This is a genomic window from Sphingomonas sp. P3_C6 (assembly GCF_056402595.1).
The window spans coordinates 337,466-357,253 of record NZ_JBFUHB010000001.1 but is presented as its reverse complement, the minus strand read 5'-3'; the positions used below and the strand labels follow the sequence as shown (position 1 = coordinate 357,253).

Here is a 19,788-nt window from a genome sequence, read left to right as displayed (position 1 = left end):
TGGCTGGCGTCAGCCTTTCGCCTCTGCCGCAGCGATTGCCTGATATTTCGCGCGCAGCCCGACCTTGTCGATCTTCTCCGTGCCGAGGCGAGGCAGTGGCTCGGCCGAAGTCCAGATCCGCTGGGGCACCTTGAAGGCGGCGATATGCGCGAAGAGATAGGCGCAGAGCTCCTCCGGCGTCAGGCTCTCGCCCGGGCGATAGGTCACAACCGCGCCCGGCACCTCGCCCAGCCGTTCGTCCGGCAGGCCGAACACGGCCGCCTCGGCGACGGCGGGGTGCTCGTAGATCGCCGCCTCCACTTCCTGGCAGGAGATGTTCTCGCCGCCGCGGATGATGATGTCCTTCTTGCGATCGACGATGAACAGATACCCGTCCTCGTCGAGATAGCCGATGTCGCCACTAAGGAAATAGCGGTCGCTGGTGAAGGCGGCCGCGGTCGCCTCGGGCCGGTTCCAATATTCCTTGAAGTTCGCCACCGACCTGATCGCCACCTCGCCACGTTCGCCCGGACCGACCGGGCGGCCCGTCGCGTCGAGGATGGCGAGATCGACCAGGGGTGCGGAGGCGCGTCCGGTCGAATTGGGCTTGGCGAGATAATTGTCGCGCCAGTTGCCGCACCCGATGCCGTTGGTCTCGGTCAGGCCATAACCGAGCAGCGGGGCGCCGCCGCCCATCTCCTCCTTGATCCGCCTGACATGCTCGACCGGGCGCGGCGCCCCACCGGCGGCGAAATCGGTGACGGTGGAGAGATCATAATTCGGCCGGTTGGGATGAGTCAGTATCTCGAAGCTCATCAGGGGCACGCCGACGAAATAGGTGATTCCCTCGGCTTCGATAAGGCGCATCGCCTCCTCGGCATCCCATTTCGGCATCAGCACCAGCTTGCGGCCCATCGCGAAGCTCTGGAGGAATACCGGCACCTCGGCCGTCACATGGAATAGCGGCACGTTGAGCAGGGTCGCCGGCTGGCCATCGGGTGCGTTGCCGTCCTTCACCGCGATGCCGAGCATCACCAGTGCCTGGGTCAGATAATTGAATACCGCCTGCAGCACGGCGCGATGATCGCTGAGCGCGCCCTTCGACTGCCCGGTCGAGCCCGAGGTGAACAGGATCGTCGCATTGTCGTCCCCGGTCAGCGCAGGCAGCGGCCCGTCGGCTGCATCGTGCGTGATCCTGTGCATCGCCTGGGCCAGCGGCAGCGTGTCGTCGATCTCGGTAACCGGCACCACCGTGCCCTCGATCGCCGCCAGGCGCTTCGCGCGGGGCGGATCGGCGAAGACCAGGGTGCAATCGACATCCGCGATCGCCTCGGCCAGTTCGGCCGACTGCCACCAGCCGTTGAGCAGGGTCGCGATCCCGCCCGCCATGGTGATGCCCATGTACAGGGCGATCCAGGATGGCGAATTGCGCATCGCGATCCCGACCCGGTCGCCGGTCTTTATTCCCTGGCCGACCAACGCGCGCGCGACCTTCTCCGCCTCGGCATGGACGTCGGCGAAGGTCAGCCGCTCCTCGCCCGCGACGAGGAAGATCTTGTCCTTATGCTCGGCCGAATAATGCGCGAAATACTGCGGCAGGGCGGGCGGGACGGTCGCGATCAGCGGCAGATCCACCCCGTTCAGCGCGATCGAGCCGAGCGCCAGCGGGGCACCCTGCCCGGTGAGCGCGGCCAGCCCCTCGTCCATTCGGCTGTCAAGCTCGGTGCGCATGCTCTCTCCCCTTGGGTTTGTCGTTGCCGACCTTTATGGAGGCGCGAACCCTTGGGGAAAAGCCTTGATCCTGACCACGCTCGCAAGCGCGCAGAACCACATCCATTTCGAAAGCCTCCACCTTCATCCGGTGGCGTTGTCGCTCGGCTTCTTCGACATCAAATGGTACTCGCTGGCCTATATCTCGGGCATCCTGCTCGGTTGGTGGTACCTGCTGAAGCTGATTGCGCAGCCTGGCAGCCCGATGGCGCGGCGCCATGCCGACGACTTGGTGTTCTATGCGACGCTCGGCATCATCCTTGGCGGGCGACTCGGGTACGCGATCTTCTACGCACCCGGCATGTTCCTCAATCCGCTTCAGATCCTGAAGCTGTGGGACGGCGGCATGTCCTTCCATGGCGGCATGATCGGCACGTCGCTCGGCATCATCCTGTTCGCGCGCAAGCAGAAGCTCGATTGGCTGCGCATCCATGATTACCTTGCCTGCTGCGTGCCCTTCGGCCTGTTCTTCGGACGCCTCGCCAATTTCGTGAATGGCGAGTTGTGGGGCAAGCCGACCGACGTCGCCTGGGCGATCGTCTTCCCCCGCACCGTGATCGGCGGCATGGATCCGGCGCGGCATCCGAGCCAGCTCTATGAGGCCGGTCTCGAAGGTCTCGTCCTGTTCGCCATCCTCTGGTTCGCCTTCTGGCGCACCAAGGCGCGCTACGATCCGGGGAAACTCGTCGGCCTGTTCCTGCTGTTCTACGGCCTCGCCCGCTTCACGGTGGAATTCTTCCGCGAGCCCGATTCGCAGCTCGTCGCCTTTGCGCAGGCGACCGGCCTGCACATGGGCCAGTGGCTGACCGTGCCGATGATCGCAGGCGGCCTCTATTTGATCGCAACCTCCGCGAAGCGCCGCCAGCGCGTCGAGCCGATCGCCGGAAGCGAGAGCGTCGCCTGAGTGACATAACCTCTTCATCCCCTCCCGCTTGCGGGAGGGGGCGGGGGAGGGCATGTCAGCGAACGATACGATCATGGAATCTACAATTCCTCCCTCAACTCCTCCCGCAAGCGGGAGGAGAGAAGAAGCGCCGCTCGCCGACCGGCTTGCCCGTGCCATCACGCTGGCGGGACCGATCTCGATCGCCCAGTTCATGTCGGCCGCCAACGCGCATTATTACGCGACGCGCGATCCGCTCGGCGCTGGCGGCGACTTCACCACCGCGCCCGAGATCAGCCAGATGTTCGGCGAACTGATCGGCCTGTGGTGCGCCGATCTGTGGGATCGTGCCGGTCGACCCGATATTGCCTGGGTCGAGCTTGGCCCCGGCCGCGGCACGCTTGCTGCCGATGCGCTCAGGGCGATGGCCAAGGCCGGGCTGACGCCGCCGGTGCATTTCGTCGAGACCAGCCCGACGCTTCGTACTGCTCAGGCGGAACGCGTACCCGGTGCAAGCTGGCATGATGATGTCTCGACTCTGCCGGCCGACCGCCCACTGGTGATCGTCGCCAATGAGTTTTTCGACGCGCTGCCGATCCGTCAGCTCGTCCGCGCGCTTGATGTCTGGCACGAGCGTTTCGTCGCCTGCCAGGATCTGCTGTTCCTGCCGATTGCCGGCAAGCAGGTACCGAACGAGATCATTCCCGAAGCGCTCCGCGACGCGCCGCCCGGGTCGGTGATCGAGACCTCGCCTGCCAGCGTGGCGGTGATGCGCGCGCTGGCCGCCATGATCGCACGGCAGGGCGGCGCTATGCTCACGATCGATTATGGCTATGAGGGGCCGGCGATCGGCGACACGCTCCAGGCGGTGCGCGGCCACCGGTTCGCCAATCCCTTCGATCAACCGGGAGAGCAGGACCTGACCGCCCATGTCGATTTCGCAACGCTTGCCGCCGCCGCCCAGGCAACGGGCGTTCATGCCTTCGGCCCCATGAGTCAGGGCGCGCTGCTGACGGCGCTCGGTGTGGAAGCGCGGGCCGAGGCGCTGGCCAGGGCAGCGCCTGACCGTGCCGGGTCGATCGCGGCCGATCGCGAGCGGCTGACCGTCGCGATGGGCGATCTGTTCAAGGCGCTGGCGGTCACTGCACCCGGCTGGCCCGCACCGGCTGGGTTCCAATGATCAGCTATCGCGACGCGCGCACCATCGACGGCCCGGCGCTGTCAGCCATGGCGCGACGCTCCTTCACCGAGACGTTCGGCAACCTCTATCGCCAGTCCGATCTTGCCGCTTTCCTCGACGAGGCGTTCGGTGCGAACGGCCTGCCCTCGCAATTGTCCGATCCCGATTTCACCGTTCGCCTCGCACTGGAAGATGGCGAGATCATCGGCTTCGCCAAGATGGGCCCGGTCACCTTTCCCGGCGAATGGCGGCCTGACGCGATCGAGCTTTATCAATTCTACGTGCTCGGCCCGTGGCAGGGCCAGGGCGTCGCGCCGGAGCTGATGGACTGGGCGCTCCGGCATTCACGCGATCATGGCGCGAAGGAGGTGATCCTCAGCGTCTATGTCGACAATCACCGTGCCCGTCGTTTCTATGAGCGGTACGGCTTTCAGGAGATCGGGCGCTACGCGTTTCGCGTGGGCGAGACGATCGACGACGACCGGATCATGAGACTGGTATTATGACGATTGCCTATCGCACCCCCGATGCGGCTGACGGTCCCGCGCTATCGACGATGGCACGACAGGCATTCGTCGACAGCTTCACTGGGGTGATCGATCCCGAACCGCTGCAACTCTATCTTGAACAGGCCTATGGCCCGGCCGGTCAGATGCAGCGCGATCTCGGCGATCCCTCGGTCGACTGGCACGCCGCCTATCTCGACGGGGTGCCGGCCGGCTACATCAAACTTTCCGCAATGACCCTGCCGTTCGAGGCCGCCCATCCGAATGCGATGGAGCTGCGCCAGCTCTATGTCATCGAGGCATGCAAGGGCACGGGCGTCGCCGATGCGCTGACCGGATGGGCGATCGACCTCGCCCGGTCGCGTGGCGCCCCCGAACTTTATCTGGCGGTGTTCGACCATAATCAGCGCGCCAAGGGATTCTATGCGCGACACGGCTTTGCCGAGGTAGGGCGCTGCGATTTCGTCACCGGGCCTCAGGTGCATGACGACCGTATCTGGCGGCGCACGCTGTGAGCGTCGAGGTGATTCGCGCCCGCACGCTGGATGGCGTGGCGCACGGCTTTCTCGGCCGGCGCGGCGGCGTTTCGATCGGGCTTCATGCCGGGCTGAACGTCGGTATCGGATCGGACGACGATGCCGACGCCGTGGCGGAGAACCGGCGGCTGGCGACCGAGGCGGTGCTGCCCGGCGCGCGATTGCTCACGCTCTACCAGACCCATTCGGCCGATGTCGTCCGCGCCCTCACCGCTTTCGACGATCGCCCCGCGGGGGATGCGCTGGTGACCGAGCGGCCGGGCCTCGCGCTCGGTATCCTGACCGCCGACTGCACGCCCGTCCTGTTCGCCGACCGTGAGGCAGGCGTCGTCGGCGCGGCACATGCCGGGTGGAAAGGCGCGATCGGCGGCGTGACCGATGCCGCGATCGCGGCGATGGAGAAGATCGGCGCCCGGCGCGACCGGATCGCCGCCGCGATCGGCCCGTGCATCGCGCGCGCAAGCTATGAGGTGGACGACAGTTTCGCCCGTCGCTTCGAGGAACAGGATCCGGCGAACGAGCGCTTCTTCGCTCCCGGCAAGCCCGGCCATCACCAGTTCGACCTGGAAGCCTATGTCGCCCACCGCCTTGCCGCCGCCGGCCTGACGAAGATCGAGATGCTCGGCCTCGACACTTATGCCGATGAAGACCGTTTCTTCAGCTTCCGCCGCGCGACCCACCGCGGCGAACCGGGTTATGGCCGGCAAATCTCGATCATCGGCCTGCAGGGTTAGAGGCTGATCTGAACCGTCACCCCGGACTTGTTCCGGGGCCACGGTGCCGCAAAGGTCTCGGCCGAAGATCTTGCTGGCCGGTGGATGCGGGAACGAGTCCGGCATGACGGAATCGTGCACTTCCGTCCGGGTGGATAAAACCTCGTCGGGATGAGCAGATAGCCGGCTGCAACGCCGCCCGAAATGATATCTTGTATCTAGATAGAGATGTTGTATCATCGCTACTGAGATCGAGCGAAAGAGACTCGACCGCCCACCTGGAGATGATGGAGGCAGGCGATGTACGCAGACCGTTACGCGAAACAAAAGAAACTGGACCCGGCCAGCCTTGGCCTTTCGGCACTGCTGGTTGGCGGGATTATGACCGGGATGATCTTCTCCGCGCCGGACTTTGTGGCGAAGATCAAGGACAAGGGCATCGACGTCATCAACATCGCCTTGCCGCCGGATCCGCCGCTCGACCCCGTCAAACCGCCGCCCGAAACGGAGCAGTTGGTGAAACCGGTCAGTCAGCCGGTCATCCCGGATCAGCTTGTCACGACCACGCAGGAACCGAAGGTCGAATTTACCGGCCAGCCGGACATCCCGACCACGCCATTGGTTGGCGAAGGCACGGTGACGCCGCCCTATGTCGAGCCGGTCAAGCCACAGCCCGTCATCGTCGGACCCGGGGTCAACCCGCGCTTCAACTACCAGCCGGACTATCCCAGCGACGAACGGCGCCTCGGCCGCGAGGGCCGGGTGGTGGTCCGCGTGCTCGTCGGCACCGATGGCCGGGTGAAGCAGGTCGAGAAGGTCAGCGCTGCCAGCGAGTCCTTCTTCGAGGCGACCCGGCGGCGCGCGCTGGAGAGATGGCGGCTGACGCCCGGCACCAAGGACGGCGTTCCGGTCGAGGCGTGGCGCACCATGGCCGTCAGCTTCGTCATGAACGACGAATGACCCCCTTCCGGTCGCGTCGGGCTTTTCCTTGGACATCCGGCGCGACCGGGAGACCTTTGCGGGGCTGGCATCCGCCAGCCCCCGCGCCTATCTTGCGATCATGAATTTCCTGCGCACCATCTCTCCCCTACGCGCCTATCGCGACCTGCGGCAGTTCCTCGCCACGCGTAAGACGTACGAGCTGGTCTTCCTCGTCCTCTCCATCATCGTGACCTGGACGATCATGTTCGCGATCGCGAACAATTCCGAGGTGAAGCGGGAGTACCGCCCCAACATCGTCTATGTCGAGCAATGGTCGGCCAACCGCACCGATGCCGACATCATCGCGCAGCAGAAGATCGACGGGCCGAAGGAAAAGGCCGCGGTCGAAGAGGCCCGCAAGCAGGATGCGGAGACCCAGGCCGCCTATAAGCGGCTCGACGACAAGCTGAAGAAGTACGGCTTCTGACCATCGCCGACGCGCGCTGGATGGGTGCCGCGCTGACGCTGAGCGAGCGCGGCAAGGGATTGACCGCGCCCAACCCCAATGTCGGATGCGTGATCGTTCGCGACGGCCACGTCGTAGGGCGCGGCTGGACTCAGCCCGGCGGGCGTCCCCATGCCGAGGCGATGGCGCTGGCCGAGGCCGGCGAGAAGTCGCGCGGCGCGACTTGTTACGTCACCCTGGAGCCCTGTGCGCATGAATCGCCGCGTGGCCCGGCCTGTTCCGACCTGCTGATCGAGGCGGGCGTGGCCCGCGTCATCATCGCGCTACGTGACCCCGACCCGCGTACCGATGGCGACGGCATCGCACGGCTGCGCGCGGCGGACATCGAGGTCGCGACCGACATGCGCGACGGCGACGCGCGGCGCGCGATGGCCGGATTCCTGACCCGGCAGGCGCTCGGGCGGCCGCAGGTGACGCTGAAGCTCGCCGTCTCGCTCGACGGCGCGGTGGCGATGGACGACGGCACCAGTAAATGGATCACCGGCCTCGAGGCTCGCGCGCATGCGCATCTCGAACGCGCGCGGCACGAGGCGATTCTGGTCGGGCGCGGTACCGTCGAAGCGGATTCCCCTGTGCTCGACGTACGGCTCGCCGGACTGGAGCGGCGCAGCCCACGGCGAGTCGTCCTGACGCGTCACGCCGCACCCGAGGGATGGGAAGCCCTGGGCAGCCCGGCCGACATCACCCGCCTGAAGGGGATCGATCACCTGCTGGTCGAAGGCGGCGTGGCGACGGCGGCGGCGTTCCTTGCCGCCGATCTGGTCGACCGCCTGCTGATCTACCGCGCGCCGATCCTGATCGGGGCCGGCCGTACCCTGCCCGATATCGGGCTGACCGATCTTGCTCAGGCCCATGGCCGCTGGGCCCTGCACGACGCGCGGCGGCTTGGCAGCGACCGAGTCGAGGTCTACGAGCGCGTCAAAGGCCTCGCCTCGTCATGAAAGGTGGAAACCGGTTTTCCGCCCGGACGAGGCGATAACGGAAGGCGCTATGTTTACCGGAATCGTCACCGACATCGGCACCATCGATCGCGTCGAGGCACTGGCCGACACGCGGGTCGTGATCCGCACCAGCTACGATACCTCGACCGTGGATCTCGGCGCCTCGATCTCCTGCTCGGGCGTGTGCCTGACCGTCATCGACAAGGGCCCGAACTGGTTCGCGGTGGACGTCTCCGGCGAGACGATCAGCCGTACCGCGCAGGGCCAGTGGAGCGAGGGGCGCCGGCTCAACCTCGAGCGCGCGCTTCGACTGGGCGAGGAGCTTGGTGGCCATATCGTCACCGGCCATGTCGACGGCATCGGCGAAGTCGTCTCCGTCGCGGAGGAGGGCGGATCGCACCGCGTGCGCATCACGGCCGGGCCGGAGATCGCCCCGTTCGTCGCGCCCAAGGGCTCCGTCACGCTCGACGGCGTCTCGCTGACCGTCAACGAGGTCGAGGACTCGCCCGCTGGCGTCACCTTCGGCGTCAACATCATCCCGCATACCGCGGCCGTCACCACTTTCGGCAGCCTCGCGGCCGGCGATCCGATCAACATCGAGATCGACGTGCTCGCCCGCTACCTGCAACGCATGGAGCATTATCGTGCAAAAGCCTGAGCTGGCGCGGCTGCGTCACGGCTTCCTCTCGTCGCCTGAGGAAATCATCGACGAGGCGCGCAACGGCCGGATGTTCATCCTGGTCGATGACGAGGACCGCGAGAATGAGGGCGATCTCGTCATCCCGGCCCAGATGGCCACGCCGGAGAAGATCAACTTCATGGCCAAGCATGGCCGCGGGCTGATCTGCCTGGCGCTGACCAAGCGGCGCGTCGACGAGCTTGGGCTCGACCTGATGAGCCGCCACAACGGCACGCGGCACGAAACCGCCTTCACCGTCTCGATCGAGGCACGCGACGGCGTGACCACCGGCATTTCCGCCGCCGACCGCGCCCGCACCGTCGCCGTCGCGATCGATTCGTCCAAGGGCCGCGAGGAGATCGTGACGCCGGGTCATGTCTTCCCGCTGGTCGCGCGCGACGGCGGCGTGCTGGTGCGCACCGGCCATACCGAGGCCGCGGTCGACGTGTCGCGCCTCGCCGGCCTCAACCCCTCGGGCGTGATCTGCGAGATCATGAACGAGGACGGCACCATGTCGCGCATGGACGACCTGGTCTCCTTCGCGCAGCTGCACGGCCTGAAGATCGGCACGATCCGCGACCTGATCGCCTATCGCCGCCGCCACGACCATCTCGTCGAGAAGCGCGCCGAGATGGTGTTCCACAGCAAATGGGGCGGCGACTGGAAGGCGATGACCTTCTTCAACAAGGCGACCGGCGACGAGCAGATCGCGCTGGTGAAGGGCAAGATCGATCCGGACAAGCCGACCCTGGTGCGCATGCACAGCCTGTCGATGTTCGCCGATGCGTTCGGCGAGGAATCGGAGCGCTCGGGCCTGCTCGCCAGCTCGATGCAGGTGATCGCCGAAGCCGGCGCCGGCGTGATCGTGGTGATCAACCGCCCGATGAAGGATTCGATCACCCGCGTCATCAAGCTGCGCGCCGAGGGCAAGACCGTCGGCACGCCCGAAGCAGCCGAGCTGCGCGATTACGGCGTCGGCGCCCAGATCCTCGCCGAGCTCGGCGTTCAGGACATGGTGCTGCTGACCAACACCCATCACACATTGATCGGGCTCGACGGCTATGGCCTGTCGATCGTCGGCGAACAGCCGATCCCCGGCACCGGAGGCGAATGAATGGCGAAGATCCTGATCGTAGAAGCACGATTCTACGACCATCTGAACGACCTGCTGCTCGAGGGCGCCCGCGCCGCGATCGAGGCGGCCGGCCATAGCCATGAGACGCTGACCGTCCCGGGCGCGCTGGAGATTCCCGGCGCCGTCGCGCTGGCGGACGAGAGCGGCGGCTATGACGCGTTCGTCGCGCTCGGCGTCGTGATCCGCGGCGAGACCTATCATTTCGAGATCGTCGCGGGCGAAAGCGCGCGCGGGCTGATGGCGCTGTCGATGGACGGCGTGGCGATCGGCAACGGCATCCTGACCGTCGAAAACGAGGCCCAGGCGCTCACCCGCGCGCGCCGCACCGAAAAGGACAAGGGCGGCGAGGCGGCCAAGGCGGCGCTGGCGATGCTGGCGCTGAAGGACCGGTTCGGCTGATCCGCCGATGAGCCGGGTTCCCCCACCGCGCTATCGCATCGTGGAGCGGGACCGCCGGCTGATCGTCATCGACAATTGGGCGCGCGACAAATCGCCCCCGCCATCCGTGCCGACACCCTCCGCATCGGGGCGGGACCTGCTGCCGCGCAAGGCAAGCGACACCGCCAACCGGATCGCGCGGGCGGGCGACGATGGCGGCACCCTGTTCCGCCGGCTCGCGCTCGCCGCCTGTGCCGGCGCCGAGGACAGCGAGGGCAGGCCAATCTTCACCAGCGCGCCCTGGTTCGACTCGAAGGCCAGACGTCAGTTCAGCCTAGGCCGGTCGGGTGTGGGACGATTGGGCGGCATCGTGCTGGCGTTTCTGCTGATGATCGGCTTCTTCGTCATCCTGGCCATCGCCATCGGGTTCGAGGCGATTTTCATTCCCGTCGTGCTGCTGGTGGTGGTCGGCAAGAATATCCCGGCGATCGGCACGCGCCTGGTCGACGGGCTGGAAAAGCTGCCGATCGATTGACCCGCCGCCACCCTTACTTATACTGATGTAAGTAAGGAGATTCCGCGATGGCGTTGGCCCACACCTTCAAGGCGAATCCGCACTGGCTGCCCCGGCAGGATCCTAGCGCCATTGCCGCAATTCCCGGCGAGAACGGCCTGCCCTTCATCGGCAACACGCTGAAGCTGCTGCGCGACCCGGTCGGATTCGGGCACCACATGGTCCGCCATTATGGCCCGGTCTATCGCAACCACGCCTTTGGCGGCCCCTCGGTCACGCTGATGGGCGCGGAGGCGAACGAGCTGGTGCTGTTCGACCGCGACCGGATCTTCTCGTCGGAACAGGGCTGGGGTCCGATGCTCAACCTGCTGTTCCCGCGCGGGCTGATGCTGATGGATTTCGACAAGCACCGCGCCGACCGCAAGGTGATGTCGGTCGCGTTCAAGCCCGAGCCGATGCGCCATTATGCGGAGGCGCTGAACGCCGGCATCACGCGTACCGTCACCGGATGGGCGAACCGGCCGCTGCACTTCTACGAGTCGATCAAGGCGCTGACGCTCGACCTCGCCGCCGACAGTTTCCTCGGCATGCCGCTCGGCCCGGAGGCGGACCGGATCAACCAGGCATTCGTCGACGAGGTCCAGGCATCGGTCGCGCCGATCCGCGTGCCGCTGCCCGGCACGATGATGCGCAAGGGCGTGAAGGCACGCGCCCATCTGTTCGAACTGTTCCGCCGCGAGATCCCGAAGCGGCGGGCCAGTGCCGATGAAGGCCATGATTTCTTCTCGCAATTCTGCCGCGCGACCGACGATGCCGGCCGGCCGCTGTCGGATGACGCCATTGCCGATCACATGAACTTCCTGATGATGGCGGCGCACGACACCATCACCTCCTCCGCGACGAGCCTGGTCATGCTGCTCGGCCGCCACCCCGAATGGCAGGAGCGGCTGCGCGAGGAGATCGCCGGGCTGGGCCTCAACGATGCGGAAGGGCTGCCCTATGGCCAGCTCGACCGGCTGGTGCTGACCGAATATGCCTTCAAGGAAGCCTTGCGGCTGGTGCCGCCGGTGCCGTCGATACCCAGGCGGGCGGTGAAGGCGTTCGATTTCGGGGGCTATCACATCCCGGCAGGCACGACGGTGGGCGTAAGCCCGGCCTTCACCCACAAGATGCCGGAGCATTGGCCCGATCCGCAGATATTCGATCCGATGCGGTTCACGCCCGAGGCGAGCAAGGGCCGGCACAAATATGCCTGGGTGCCGTTCGGCGGCGGCGCGCATATGTGCATCGGCCTGCACTTCGCGACGATGCAGATCCGCATCCTGATGGCGCAGCTGCTGAGCCGCTACCGGATCGAGCTGGAGGAAGGGTCGGGCGCCGAATGGCAGGCCTGGCCCATCCCCCGGCCGAAGGATGGGCTGCCGCTGCGGTTCGTGCCGCTGAGGTGACCTGCTATCCCCCTCCCGCTTGCGGGAGGGGCCAGGGGAGGGCCTGTCCGCGAATGACAGGCGCCTCCGAGATTACAGGCCCTCCCCCAAACCCGCAGGCGGGATGGGGAAGGGACAAGGCCTTATTCCGCCGCGACGTCTTCCAGTGCGGGATAATCGGTATAGCCCTCAGGCCCCTGGCTGTACCAGGTCGCCATATTGTCCGGATTGAGCGGCGCCCCCTTTTGCAGCCGTACCGGCAGGTCCGGATTGGCGAGGAAGGTACGGCCGAAGCTGATCGCGTCGGCCACACCCGAATCGAGCGCCGCCTGCGCATCCTCGCCGTGATAATCCGAATTGAGCACCAGCGGCCCCGAAAAGGCCTGGCGGATATCGGGCGATAGCTTGGGCTGGTCGGACCGGCCGAAAGTGCCGTCCGGCCCCGGCTCGCGCAGTTCGAGAAAGGCGATGCCGATCTCGGCCAGCATCTTCGCGGCGGGCACGAACACGGCTTCCGGATTGCTGTCCTTCGCGCCCTGCGAATTGCCGTTGGGCGACAGGCGCACGCCGGTGCGGTCGGCGCCGATCACGCCGGCGACCCGCTCGGTCACCTCGCGCAGCAGGCGGACGCGATTCTCCGGATGGCCGCCATAATCATCGTCGCGGAAGTTGGAATTGTCGCGCAGGAACTGGTCGATCAGATAGCCGTTCGCCGCATGGATCTGCACGCCGTCGAACCCGGCGGCGATCGCATTCCGCGTCGCGCGCTCATAATCGTCGAGCAGGCCGGGGAACTCCTCCAGCGCGAGCGGCCGCGCCTCCTCATAATCCTGCTTGCCGTCATAGGTGTGCGCCTGGCCCGGCGCGGTCGTCGCCGAGGAGGATACGGGCTGCGCACCGCTCAGGCTCGAATGAACGATCCGCCCCATATGCCAGAGCTGCGCGACGATCCGCCCGCCCGCCGCATGGACCTGGGCGACGACCGGTTTCCACGCCTCCGTCTGCTCGTCGGTCCACAGGCCCGGGGCAAAAGGCCAGCCAAGTCCCTGGCGCGAGATGCCCGTCGCTTCCGATATGATGAGGCCGGCACCGGCGCGCTGGGCATAATAGTCACCCATCAGCGGCTGCGGCACATGGTCGCGTGTCGAGCGGCCGCGGGTAAGCGGCGCCATCAGCACACGGTTGGGCGCATGGATCGCGCCGATCTGAATCGGATCGAAGAGGCTTGGCATGAAACTGAGTTTCCTTTTGCTACCTGACGCGCCAGACTTAGAGCGCTAAGGGGCCGCATGCACCAGCCCTCTTCTCGAAGAAAAACTGTTCCGCTGCAAAGTTCGGGCACGCCGCGGCTTGCATTCGCCGCACTGATCGCGGCCAATATCATGCTCGCCTTCGGGTCGTGGTTCGTGCGGCTGGCCGATACCGGGCCGGTCGCCTCGGCCTTCTGGCGGATCACCCTGGCGACCCCGATCCTGCTCGCCGCGGCCGTTGCCGGGGGCTGGCGGCCGCACCGGATCAGCCGGGGGCTGGCGTTGCTGTTCCTCCTGGCCGGGCTGTGCTTCGCCGCCGATCTCGGCGCCTGGCATATCGGCATCCTGAAGACGACCCTGGCCAACGCCACGCTGTTCGGCAATTCGGCGACCCTGTTCTTCCCGGTCTATGGCTTTCTGGCGGCGCGCGCCCTGCCGACCCGGCTTCAGGGCATCGCGCTGACGCTGGCCACGGTCGGCGCCGCCCTGCTGATGGGGCGATCCTATCAGCTCGACCCGAGGAACCTGACCGGCGACCTGCTGTGCCTGCTCGCCGGGCTGCTCTACACCGTCTATCTCGTCGTCATGCTGCGCATCCGCGACGGCATGGCGTCATTGCCGTCGCTCGCTTTGGCGACGGGCGCGAGCATCCTGCCGCTGCTGGCCATCGCGCTGGCGATGGGCGATCGGATTTGGCCACACGACTGGACGCCGCTGATCGCCATGGCGCTCGTCAGCCAGGTGGTCGGACAGGGGCTGCTGATCTATGCGCTGGGCAGGATCTCCCCGCTGGTCGTCGGCATCGCCCTGCTGGTCCAGCCCGCGGTCGCCGCCTCGGTCGGGTGGATCGTCTATAACGAACGGCTCGGCCCGGCCGATCTGGTCGGCGCCGTGCTCGTCGCCGTCGCGCTGGTGCTGGTGCGCGACCGGCCCGCGCCGCTTGCACCGGCCGGGGCCGGGGCTAGATAGGATGCAAGGAGACCTTCTGATGTCCGCCCTGCCCCAGGATCCCACGCTCGACGAGGTTCGCGCCGCACTTGCCCCGCTAATTGCCGCCAATGCCGCGTTCGACGGCTGGAACGACGCGGCGCGCGACGCGGCGGCGGACTCCGCCGGGGTCGATCGCGATGTCGCGAAGATCGCCTTTCCCGGCGGGCCGGTCGACATGATCGATGCCTGGTTCGCCGCGATCGACGCGGCGATGGCCGCCGCCCTGCCGCCCGAACGCCTCGCGACGATGAAGATCCGCCAGAAGATCACGGCGCTGGTCGAGGCGCGGCTGGCCGAGGCTGCGCCGAACCGCGAGGCGCTGCGCCGGGCGCTGGCGATTCTCGCCATGCCGCAGAACCTGGTGCGCGGCGCGAAGCTTGGCTGGCGTGCGGCCGACCTGATGTGGCGCGCCGCGGGCGACACGGCGACCGACTATAATCATTATACCAAGCGCACGATCCTGGCCGGCGTGTACGGCGCGACGATCGCCGTGTTCCTCGACGACGAGAGCGAGGACTGGGCCGATACCCGCGCTTTCCTCGGCCGGCGGATCGAGGGGATCATGCGCTTCGAAAAGGCCAAGGCCGGCTTCGTCGCGCGTACCGAGCATCGGCCGAGCCTCTCGCGGTTCATCGGCCGGTTGCGCTACCCGGTGGTGTGAACTGCCCGTCGCTAATTCGCTCGACAGGTTATTGATAATCAGTCGCAGCGCGCTTATTGCGATCCTGTGCAAACGCCCCTCAGCCTCGAATCGCTGCCACACCGGCAACGCGCGACCGTCGCCGGAATCGCCTGGGCGCAGCTGAGCGTGCCCGAGGCGCGGCGATTGCGGGAACTCGGCTTCGACGAAGGTGTCGGGGTCGAGGTGCTTCACCGGGCTACGCTCGGCAAGGGCCCGATCGCCTGCCGCATCGGCCGTATGACCGTTGCGCTCCGCCGTGCCGTGGCGGGCGCGATCCATGTTTCCCCCATCGCGGTCCAGCGTCCTTCCCTGGGCGATCACAACCCAGCCGGTTTGTGAACACGGGCCTTTTATTGGTACTCTTATGAACGCTGCGCCATTGGTGGCGCTGGTCGGCAACCCCAATGCCGGCAAGAGCGCCCTGTTCAACGCGCTGACGGGGGCACGGCAAAAGGTCGGCAATTATCCCGGCGTCACGGTCGAGCGGCATTCGGGGCGCCTCGCCCTGCCCGATGGCCGACCGGTCGAGCTGGTCGACCTGCCCGGCGCCTATAGCCTCGATCCCTCCAGCCCCGACGAACGCGTGACGCGCGACGTGGTGACCGGCACGCAGGACGGCGAGCGCCTTCCCGATGCGCTGGTCGTGGTGGTGGACGCCGCCAATCTCGACAATCACCTGCGCTTCACGCTCCAGCTCATCGCGCTTGGCCTGCCGGTGGTGGTCGCGCTCAACATGTTCGACCTGGCCGAGCGCGACGGCCTGATCCTCGATCCCGAGCGGCTGTCGCGCGAGCTTGGCGTGCCGGTGGTGCCGACCGTCGCGGTCAGGCGGCGTGGGCTCGACGATCTCAAGGCCCGGCTCGGCGACATCCTCGTCCACGGCGCCGCGAAGCAATTGCGCGCGAGCGACGGCAGCGTGCAGGAGGACATCGTCACCCTGCAGCGCCGCGCGCGGACGATCGCGGTGGCGGCGACGCTGTCCGAAACGCCAACCCGGCGCTGGGGCCATGCGCTCGACGCGATCGCGCTTCACCCGATCGTCGGGCCGATCCTGCTGCTCGGCCTGTTGTTCGTCATGTTCCAGTCGGTGTTCGCCTGGTCCGAGGCGCCGATCAGCTGGATCGAATCGGGCATTGCCTGGCTCTCCACCTTCGTCGGCAGCGCGTTGCCCAACGGCTTCCTGCGCTCGCTCCTCGTCGACGGCCTCATCGCGGGCGTCGGCGCAGTGGTGGTGTTCCTGCCGCAGATCCTGATCCTGTTCACCTTCATCCTGGTGCTCGAGGCATCGGGATATATGGTCCGCGCCGCCTTCCTGATGGACCGGCTGATGGCGCAGGTCGGCCTGTCGGGCCGCGCCTTCATTCCGTTGCTGTCCAGCTTCGCCTGTGCCGTGCCCGGCATCATGGCGACGCGCACGATCGACGACGAGAAGGACCGGCTGACCACCATCCTGATCGCCCCGCTGATGACCTGCTCGGCGCGGCTGCCCGTCTATACGCTGATCATCGGCGCGCTGATTCCCAATACCAAGGTGCTACCCTTTGTCGGGCTGCAGGGGCTGATCATGTTCGGCCTCTATGTGCTCGGCATCGTCGGCGCCTTCTTCGCCGCGCTGCTGTTGCGGCGGACGGTGACCAAAGGCGCGTCGTCCGGCTTCATGATGGAGATGCCGAAATATCAATGGCCGCGCCTGGGCGACGTGCTGATCGGCCTGTGGAGCCGCGCACTGATCTTCCTGAAGCGCGCCGGCACCACCATCGCACTCACCGTGGTGCTGCTCTGGGCGCTGGCGAGCTATCCGGTCGCCCCGGCGGGCCAGAAGCAGAGCGACTATTCGATCGCCGGGCGAATCGCCTCGGGCATCGAGGTGGTGGTGAAGCCGATCGGCTTCAATCACGACATCGCGCTCGCCCTGCTGCCGGCGATGGCCGCGCGCGAAGCGGCAGTGAGCGCGATCGCCACCGTCTATTCGATCGACAATCCCGAGGATGTGGCGGGCGAGACCAAGCTCGCCGACCGGCTGCGCGGCCGCTGGAGCCTGCCCACCGCACTCGCTTTCCTGATGTGGTTCGTGTTCGCGCCGCAATGCATCTCGACCATCGCGGTCACGCGGCGGGAGACCAATGGCTGGAAATGGCCCCTGTTCATGGTCGGCTATCTCTTCGCGCTGGCATACGTCGCCGCGGGCGCTACATACTGGGCCGCTATAGGACTCGGTTTGTAGGAAGAAACATATGGCGGGCAGCGTCAACAAGGTCATTCTCGTCGGCAATCTGGGGCGCGACCCCGAAAGCCGCTCCTTCCAGAATGGCGGCAAGGTGGTGAATCTGCGCATCGCCACGTCCGACACGTGGAAGGACAAGAACACCGGCGAGCGCAAGGAAAAGACCGAATGGCATTCGGTCGCGATCTTCAGCGAAGGTCTGGCAAACGTTGCGGAGCGCTATCTGCGCAAGGGCAGCAAGGTCTATATCGAAGGCGCGCTGCAGACCCGTAAGTGGCAGGACGCCCAGGGCCAGGACAAATATTCGACCGAGATCGTGCTGCAGGGCTTCAACGCCGTGCTGACCATGCTCGACGGCCCCGGCGGCGGATCAGGCGGTGGCGCATCGGGCGGCGGCGGCGGCTTTGGCGGCGGCCAGCGCGACGATTTCGGCGGCAATGAGGATTTCGGCGGCGGATCGTCGTCCGGTGGCTTTGGCGGCGGCGCGAGCCGTGGTGGCGGGGCACCGGCCAATCGCGGCAGCAGCAGCTTTGCGGACGATCTCGACGACGACGTGCCCTTCTGAGCGGTTCGGGCGTTCATGCCGTCATGATCGACAATTCTTCGGCCAATTCGGCCGTCCCGTCAGGCTGGCTGATCGACGAAGCGGCTCGTACCGAGGCGCTCGCGACGCACGATATCGAATCGCTTCGTGATCATGACGGGCTGAGCCAGATCACCGATTTCGCCGCCGCCCTGTGCGAGGCGCCGATCGCGCTGGTCAGCCTGGTCGAGGAACGGCGCCAGACCTTCATTGCCCGTACCGGACTGGAGGCGACCGAAACGCCGCGCGAAACCAGCTTCTGCGCCTTTGCGATGCACGGCGTCGATATCATGGTCGTGCCCGACGCGACCCGCGACCCGCGTTTCTCCGACAATCCGCTCGTCACCGGGGACCCGAACATCCGCTTTTATGCGGGCGCGCCGCTCGTTGCGGACGACGGTACGCCACTCGGCTCGCTGTGCGTGATCGACGCAAAGCCGCGCGACGGATTGACGCCACTCCAGCGCCAGGGCCTGCTGACCCTGGCGGAGGCGGTGATGGCGCGGTTGCGTGACAGCCGCGACGCCGCTGCCTGGCGCGAGACCGAGAATGCGTCGCACCGCGCGCTCACCGAAAGCCATAACCGCTTTCGCGTGCTCGCCGATGCCATGCCGCAGATGGTCTGGTCGACCCTGCCCGACGGCTATCACGACTATTACAATGCGCGCTGGTACGAGTTCACCGGCATGCCCGAAGGATCGACCGACGGCGAGGAATGGAACGGCATGTTCCATCCGGAGGACCAGCCCCACGCCTGGGAGGCATGGCGCCACTCGCTGGCGACGGGCGATCCTTATCAGATCGAATACCGCCTGCGCCGCGCCGATGGCGACTATCGCTGGACGCTTGGCCGGGCGCTGCCGCTGCGCGACGATTCGGGCGCGATCGTCCGCTGGTTCGGCACCTGCACCGATGTGCACGAGCAGAAACAGGCGAGCGAGGAACGCGAGGTCATCACCCAGGAGCTGAGCCACCGCATCAAGAATATCTTCGCGGTGATCGCCGGCCTGGTGGGCTTCGCCGCGCGCTCCAAACCCGAACTGACGGGCGTCGCCGAAGATCTGCGCGAACGCATCACGGCGCTCGGCCGCGCGCACGACTTCGTCCGGCCCCACAGCGCGAATTCGCGGCCCGCGGTCTCGCAGAACAGCCTGCACGGCCTGCTCGGCGAGCTGTTCCGGCCCTATCAGTCGGCGGACCTGGCGCGGATCGCGATCAGCGGCAGCGATGTCGAGATCGACGACCGCTCGGCGACACCGCTCGCTTTGCTGTTCCACGAGCTTGCGACCAACGCGACCAAATATGGCGCGCTGGTCAATGATAGCGGGCGCATCGCGCTCGATATCACCACCGCTGACACTGGCATCACGCTGCGCTGGACCGAGACCGGCGGGCCGCCGGTGATCTCGCCCGATGCGATGGCGGGCTTCGGCTCGCAGCTGATGGAGATGAGCGCCGTTCGCCAGCTTGGCGGCACCATCGCACGCGACTGGCGGCCGGAAGGACTGGTCGTGACGATCGGCGTGCCGTTACGGGCGTTCAGCCGCCGCTGATCTCGCGGTCGAGCAGCACCAGATCGTCATTGGCGGCATCGCCATGCGGCGTGCCGGCGCTTGCCATCGCTGCGGCGGCCAGGATCGCGGCCTCCGAAAAGGGTTTGCGGATATAGCCGAGCGCGCCGTTGGCCGCGCCGATCTGCGACGGATTGGCCGTGACGAAAATAACCTTCACGCCGTAATCGCGCGCCAGCGTCGCGGCGAGATCGGGGCCGGTCGGGCCGTCGCGTAGATTCACGTCGACAAGCGCGAAGTGACAGTCGTGAGCCGCCTCGATCGCACCGAGACGATCGGCCGCGATCGCCTTCACATGATAGCCGGCATCGGTCAGGATTCGCTCGAGATCGAGCGCCACGAAAATCTCATCTTCGACAATAAGGGCGGTGGTGGACATTGATTCCTCGAATCTTCATGC

Annotated in this window: 22 protein-coding genes; 19 read left to right on the top strand and 3 right to left on the bottom strand. The window is 66.6% G+C overall.

Features of this window, described 5'->3' with window-relative positions; genetic code table 11:
- Positions 1–9: 9 nt before the first annotated feature.
- On the bottom strand, positions 10–1,710 hold the full coding sequence (locus AC1DT7_RS01760; protein ID WP_478033802.1) for a class I adenylate-forming enzyme family protein: 1,701 nt from the start codon (positions 1,708–1,710) through the stop codon (positions 10–12).
- A gap of 64 nt (positions 1,711–1,774) precedes the next feature.
- Between AC1DT7_RS01760 and lgt the strand changes: the two genes are divergently transcribed.
- The 13 genes from lgt to AC1DT7_RS01695 all read left to right on the top strand — a co-directional run bounded on the left by lgt (position 1,775) and on the right by AC1DT7_RS01695 (position 12,109).
- Positions 1,775–2,653, top strand: a complete 879-nt coding sequence (gene lgt, locus AC1DT7_RS01755; protein ID WP_478033801.1) for a prolipoprotein diacylglyceryl transferase — start codon at positions 1,775–1,777, stop codon at positions 2,651–2,653.
- Positions 2,654–2,726: 73 nt separating this feature from the next.
- Positions 2,727–3,812, top strand: coding sequence for a class I SAM-dependent methyltransferase (locus AC1DT7_RS01750; protein ID WP_478033800.1), 1,086 nt, complete (start codon positions 2,727–2,729; stop codon positions 3,810–3,812).
- Positions 3,809–4,318: an N-acetyltransferase family protein gene (locus tag AC1DT7_RS01745; RefSeq protein ID WP_478033799.1), complete on the top strand. Its 510-nt coding sequence runs from the start codon at positions 3,809–3,811 to the stop codon at positions 4,316–4,318. Before AC1DT7_RS01750 ends, AC1DT7_RS01745 begins: the two co-directional genes overlap by 4 nt.
- The gene (locus AC1DT7_RS01740) at positions 4,315–4,833 is read left to right on the top strand and encodes a GNAT family N-acetyltransferase (RefSeq protein WP_478033798.1); all 519 of its coding nucleotides are present in this window, start codon (positions 4,315–4,317) and stop codon (positions 4,831–4,833) included. The genes AC1DT7_RS01745 and AC1DT7_RS01740 overlap by 4 nt, the downstream gene beginning before the upstream one ends.
- A complete protein-coding gene (gene pgeF, locus AC1DT7_RS01735) occupies positions 4,830–5,588 on the top strand; it encodes a peptidoglycan editing factor PgeF (protein WP_478033797.1) in 759 nt (252 codons plus the stop codon). The genes AC1DT7_RS01740 and pgeF overlap by 4 nt, the downstream gene beginning before the upstream one ends.
- Positions 5,589–5,867: 279 nt before the next feature.
- Positions 5,868–6,527, top strand: a complete 660-nt coding sequence (locus tag AC1DT7_RS01730; protein WP_478033796.1) for a TonB family protein — start codon at positions 5,868–5,870, stop codon at positions 6,525–6,527.
- Positions 6,528–6,555: 28 nt separating this feature from the next.
- Positions 6,556–6,975 (top strand): hypothetical protein, encoded by a 420-nt coding sequence (locus tag AC1DT7_RS01725; protein ID WP_478033795.1) that lies wholly within the window; start codon positions 6,556–6,558, stop codon positions 6,973–6,975.
- Positions 6,976–6,995: 20 nt separating this feature from the next.
- On the top strand, positions 6,996–7,955 hold the full coding sequence (ribD, locus tag AC1DT7_RS01720) for a bifunctional diaminohydroxyphosphoribosylaminopyrimidine deaminase/5-amino-6-(5-phosphoribosylamino)uracil reductase RibD (RefSeq protein WP_478033794.1): 960 nt from the start codon (positions 6,996–6,998) through the stop codon (positions 7,953–7,955).
- A gap of 49 nt (positions 7,956–8,004) precedes the next feature.
- Complete coding sequence (locus tag AC1DT7_RS01715) at positions 8,005–8,613, top strand: riboflavin synthase (protein ID WP_478033793.1); 609 nt, start codon at positions 8,005–8,007, stop codon at positions 8,611–8,613.
- Positions 8,600–9,748: a 3,4-dihydroxy-2-butanone-4-phosphate synthase gene (gene ribB / locus AC1DT7_RS01710; RefSeq protein WP_478033792.1), complete on the top strand. Its 1,149-nt coding sequence runs from the start codon at positions 8,600–8,602 to the stop codon at positions 9,746–9,748. Before AC1DT7_RS01715 ends, ribB begins: the two co-directional genes overlap by 14 nt.
- Positions 9,749–10,168 carry a 6,7-dimethyl-8-ribityllumazine synthase gene (gene ribH, locus AC1DT7_RS01705; RefSeq protein WP_478033791.1) on the top strand — a complete coding sequence of 140 codons (420 nt, stop codon included), beginning with the start codon at positions 9,749–9,751 and terminating at the stop codon, positions 10,166–10,168.
- A 7-nt stretch (positions 10,169–10,175) separates the two neighbouring features.
- Positions 10,176–10,682 (top strand): hypothetical protein, encoded by a 507-nt coding sequence (locus tag AC1DT7_RS01700; protein ID WP_478033790.1) that lies wholly within the window; start codon positions 10,176–10,178, stop codon positions 10,680–10,682.
- Positions 10,683–10,729: 47 nt separating this feature from the next.
- Positions 10,730–12,109: a cytochrome P450 gene (locus AC1DT7_RS01695; RefSeq protein ID WP_478033789.1), complete on the top strand. Its 1,380-nt coding sequence runs from the start codon at positions 10,730–10,732 to the stop codon at positions 12,107–12,109.
- Positions 12,110–12,231: 122 nt separating this feature from the next.
- On the opposite strand, the gene AC1DT7_RS01690 is transcribed toward AC1DT7_RS01695, so the two are convergent.
- A complete protein-coding gene (locus AC1DT7_RS01690) occupies positions 12,232–13,320 on the bottom strand; it encodes an alkene reductase (protein ID WP_478033787.1) in 1,089 nt (362 codons plus the stop codon).
- Positions 13,321–13,377: 57 nt separating this feature from the next.
- Between AC1DT7_RS01690 and AC1DT7_RS01685 the strand changes: the two genes are divergently transcribed.
- The 6 genes from AC1DT7_RS01685 to AC1DT7_RS01660 all read left to right on the top strand — a co-directional run bounded on the left by AC1DT7_RS01685 (position 13,378) and on the right by AC1DT7_RS01660 (position 19,370).
- Positions 13,378–14,307 carry a DMT family transporter gene (locus tag AC1DT7_RS01685; protein ID WP_478033785.1) on the top strand — a complete coding sequence of 310 codons (930 nt, stop codon included), beginning with the start codon at positions 13,378–13,380 and terminating at the stop codon, positions 14,305–14,307.
- A 1-nt stretch (position 14,308) separates the two neighbouring features.
- Positions 14,309–14,989 (top strand): COQ9 family protein, encoded by a 681-nt coding sequence (locus AC1DT7_RS01680; protein ID WP_478033784.1) that lies wholly within the window; start codon positions 14,309–14,311, stop codon positions 14,987–14,989.
- A gap of 66 nt (positions 14,990–15,055) precedes the next feature.
- Complete coding sequence (locus tag AC1DT7_RS01675; RefSeq protein WP_478033783.1) at positions 15,056–15,349, top strand: FeoA family protein; 294 nt, start codon at positions 15,056–15,058, stop codon at positions 15,347–15,349.
- A gap of 25 nt (positions 15,350–15,374) precedes the next feature.
- Positions 15,375–17,234, top strand: a complete 1,860-nt coding sequence (gene feoB / locus AC1DT7_RS01670) for a ferrous iron transporter B (protein WP_478033782.1) — start codon at positions 15,375–15,377, stop codon at positions 17,232–17,234.
- Between the two features lie 10 nt (positions 17,235–17,244).
- On the top strand, positions 17,245–17,799 hold the full coding sequence (gene ssb, locus AC1DT7_RS01665; RefSeq protein ID WP_478033781.1) for a single-stranded DNA-binding protein: 555 nt from the start codon (positions 17,245–17,247) through the stop codon (positions 17,797–17,799).
- Between the two features lie 23 nt (positions 17,800–17,822).
- Positions 17,823–19,370: a sensor histidine kinase gene (locus tag AC1DT7_RS01660; protein ID WP_478033780.1), complete on the top strand. Its 1,548-nt coding sequence runs from the start codon at positions 17,823–17,825 to the stop codon at positions 19,368–19,370.
- Here the strand turns inward: AC1DT7_RS01660 and AC1DT7_RS01655 are convergent.
- A complete protein-coding gene (locus tag AC1DT7_RS01655; RefSeq protein ID WP_478033778.1) occupies positions 19,357–19,767 on the bottom strand; it encodes a response regulator in 411 nt (136 codons plus the stop codon). The genes AC1DT7_RS01660 and AC1DT7_RS01655 overlap by 14 nt on opposite strands.
- Between the last annotated feature and the right edge of the window lie 21 nt (positions 19,768–19,788).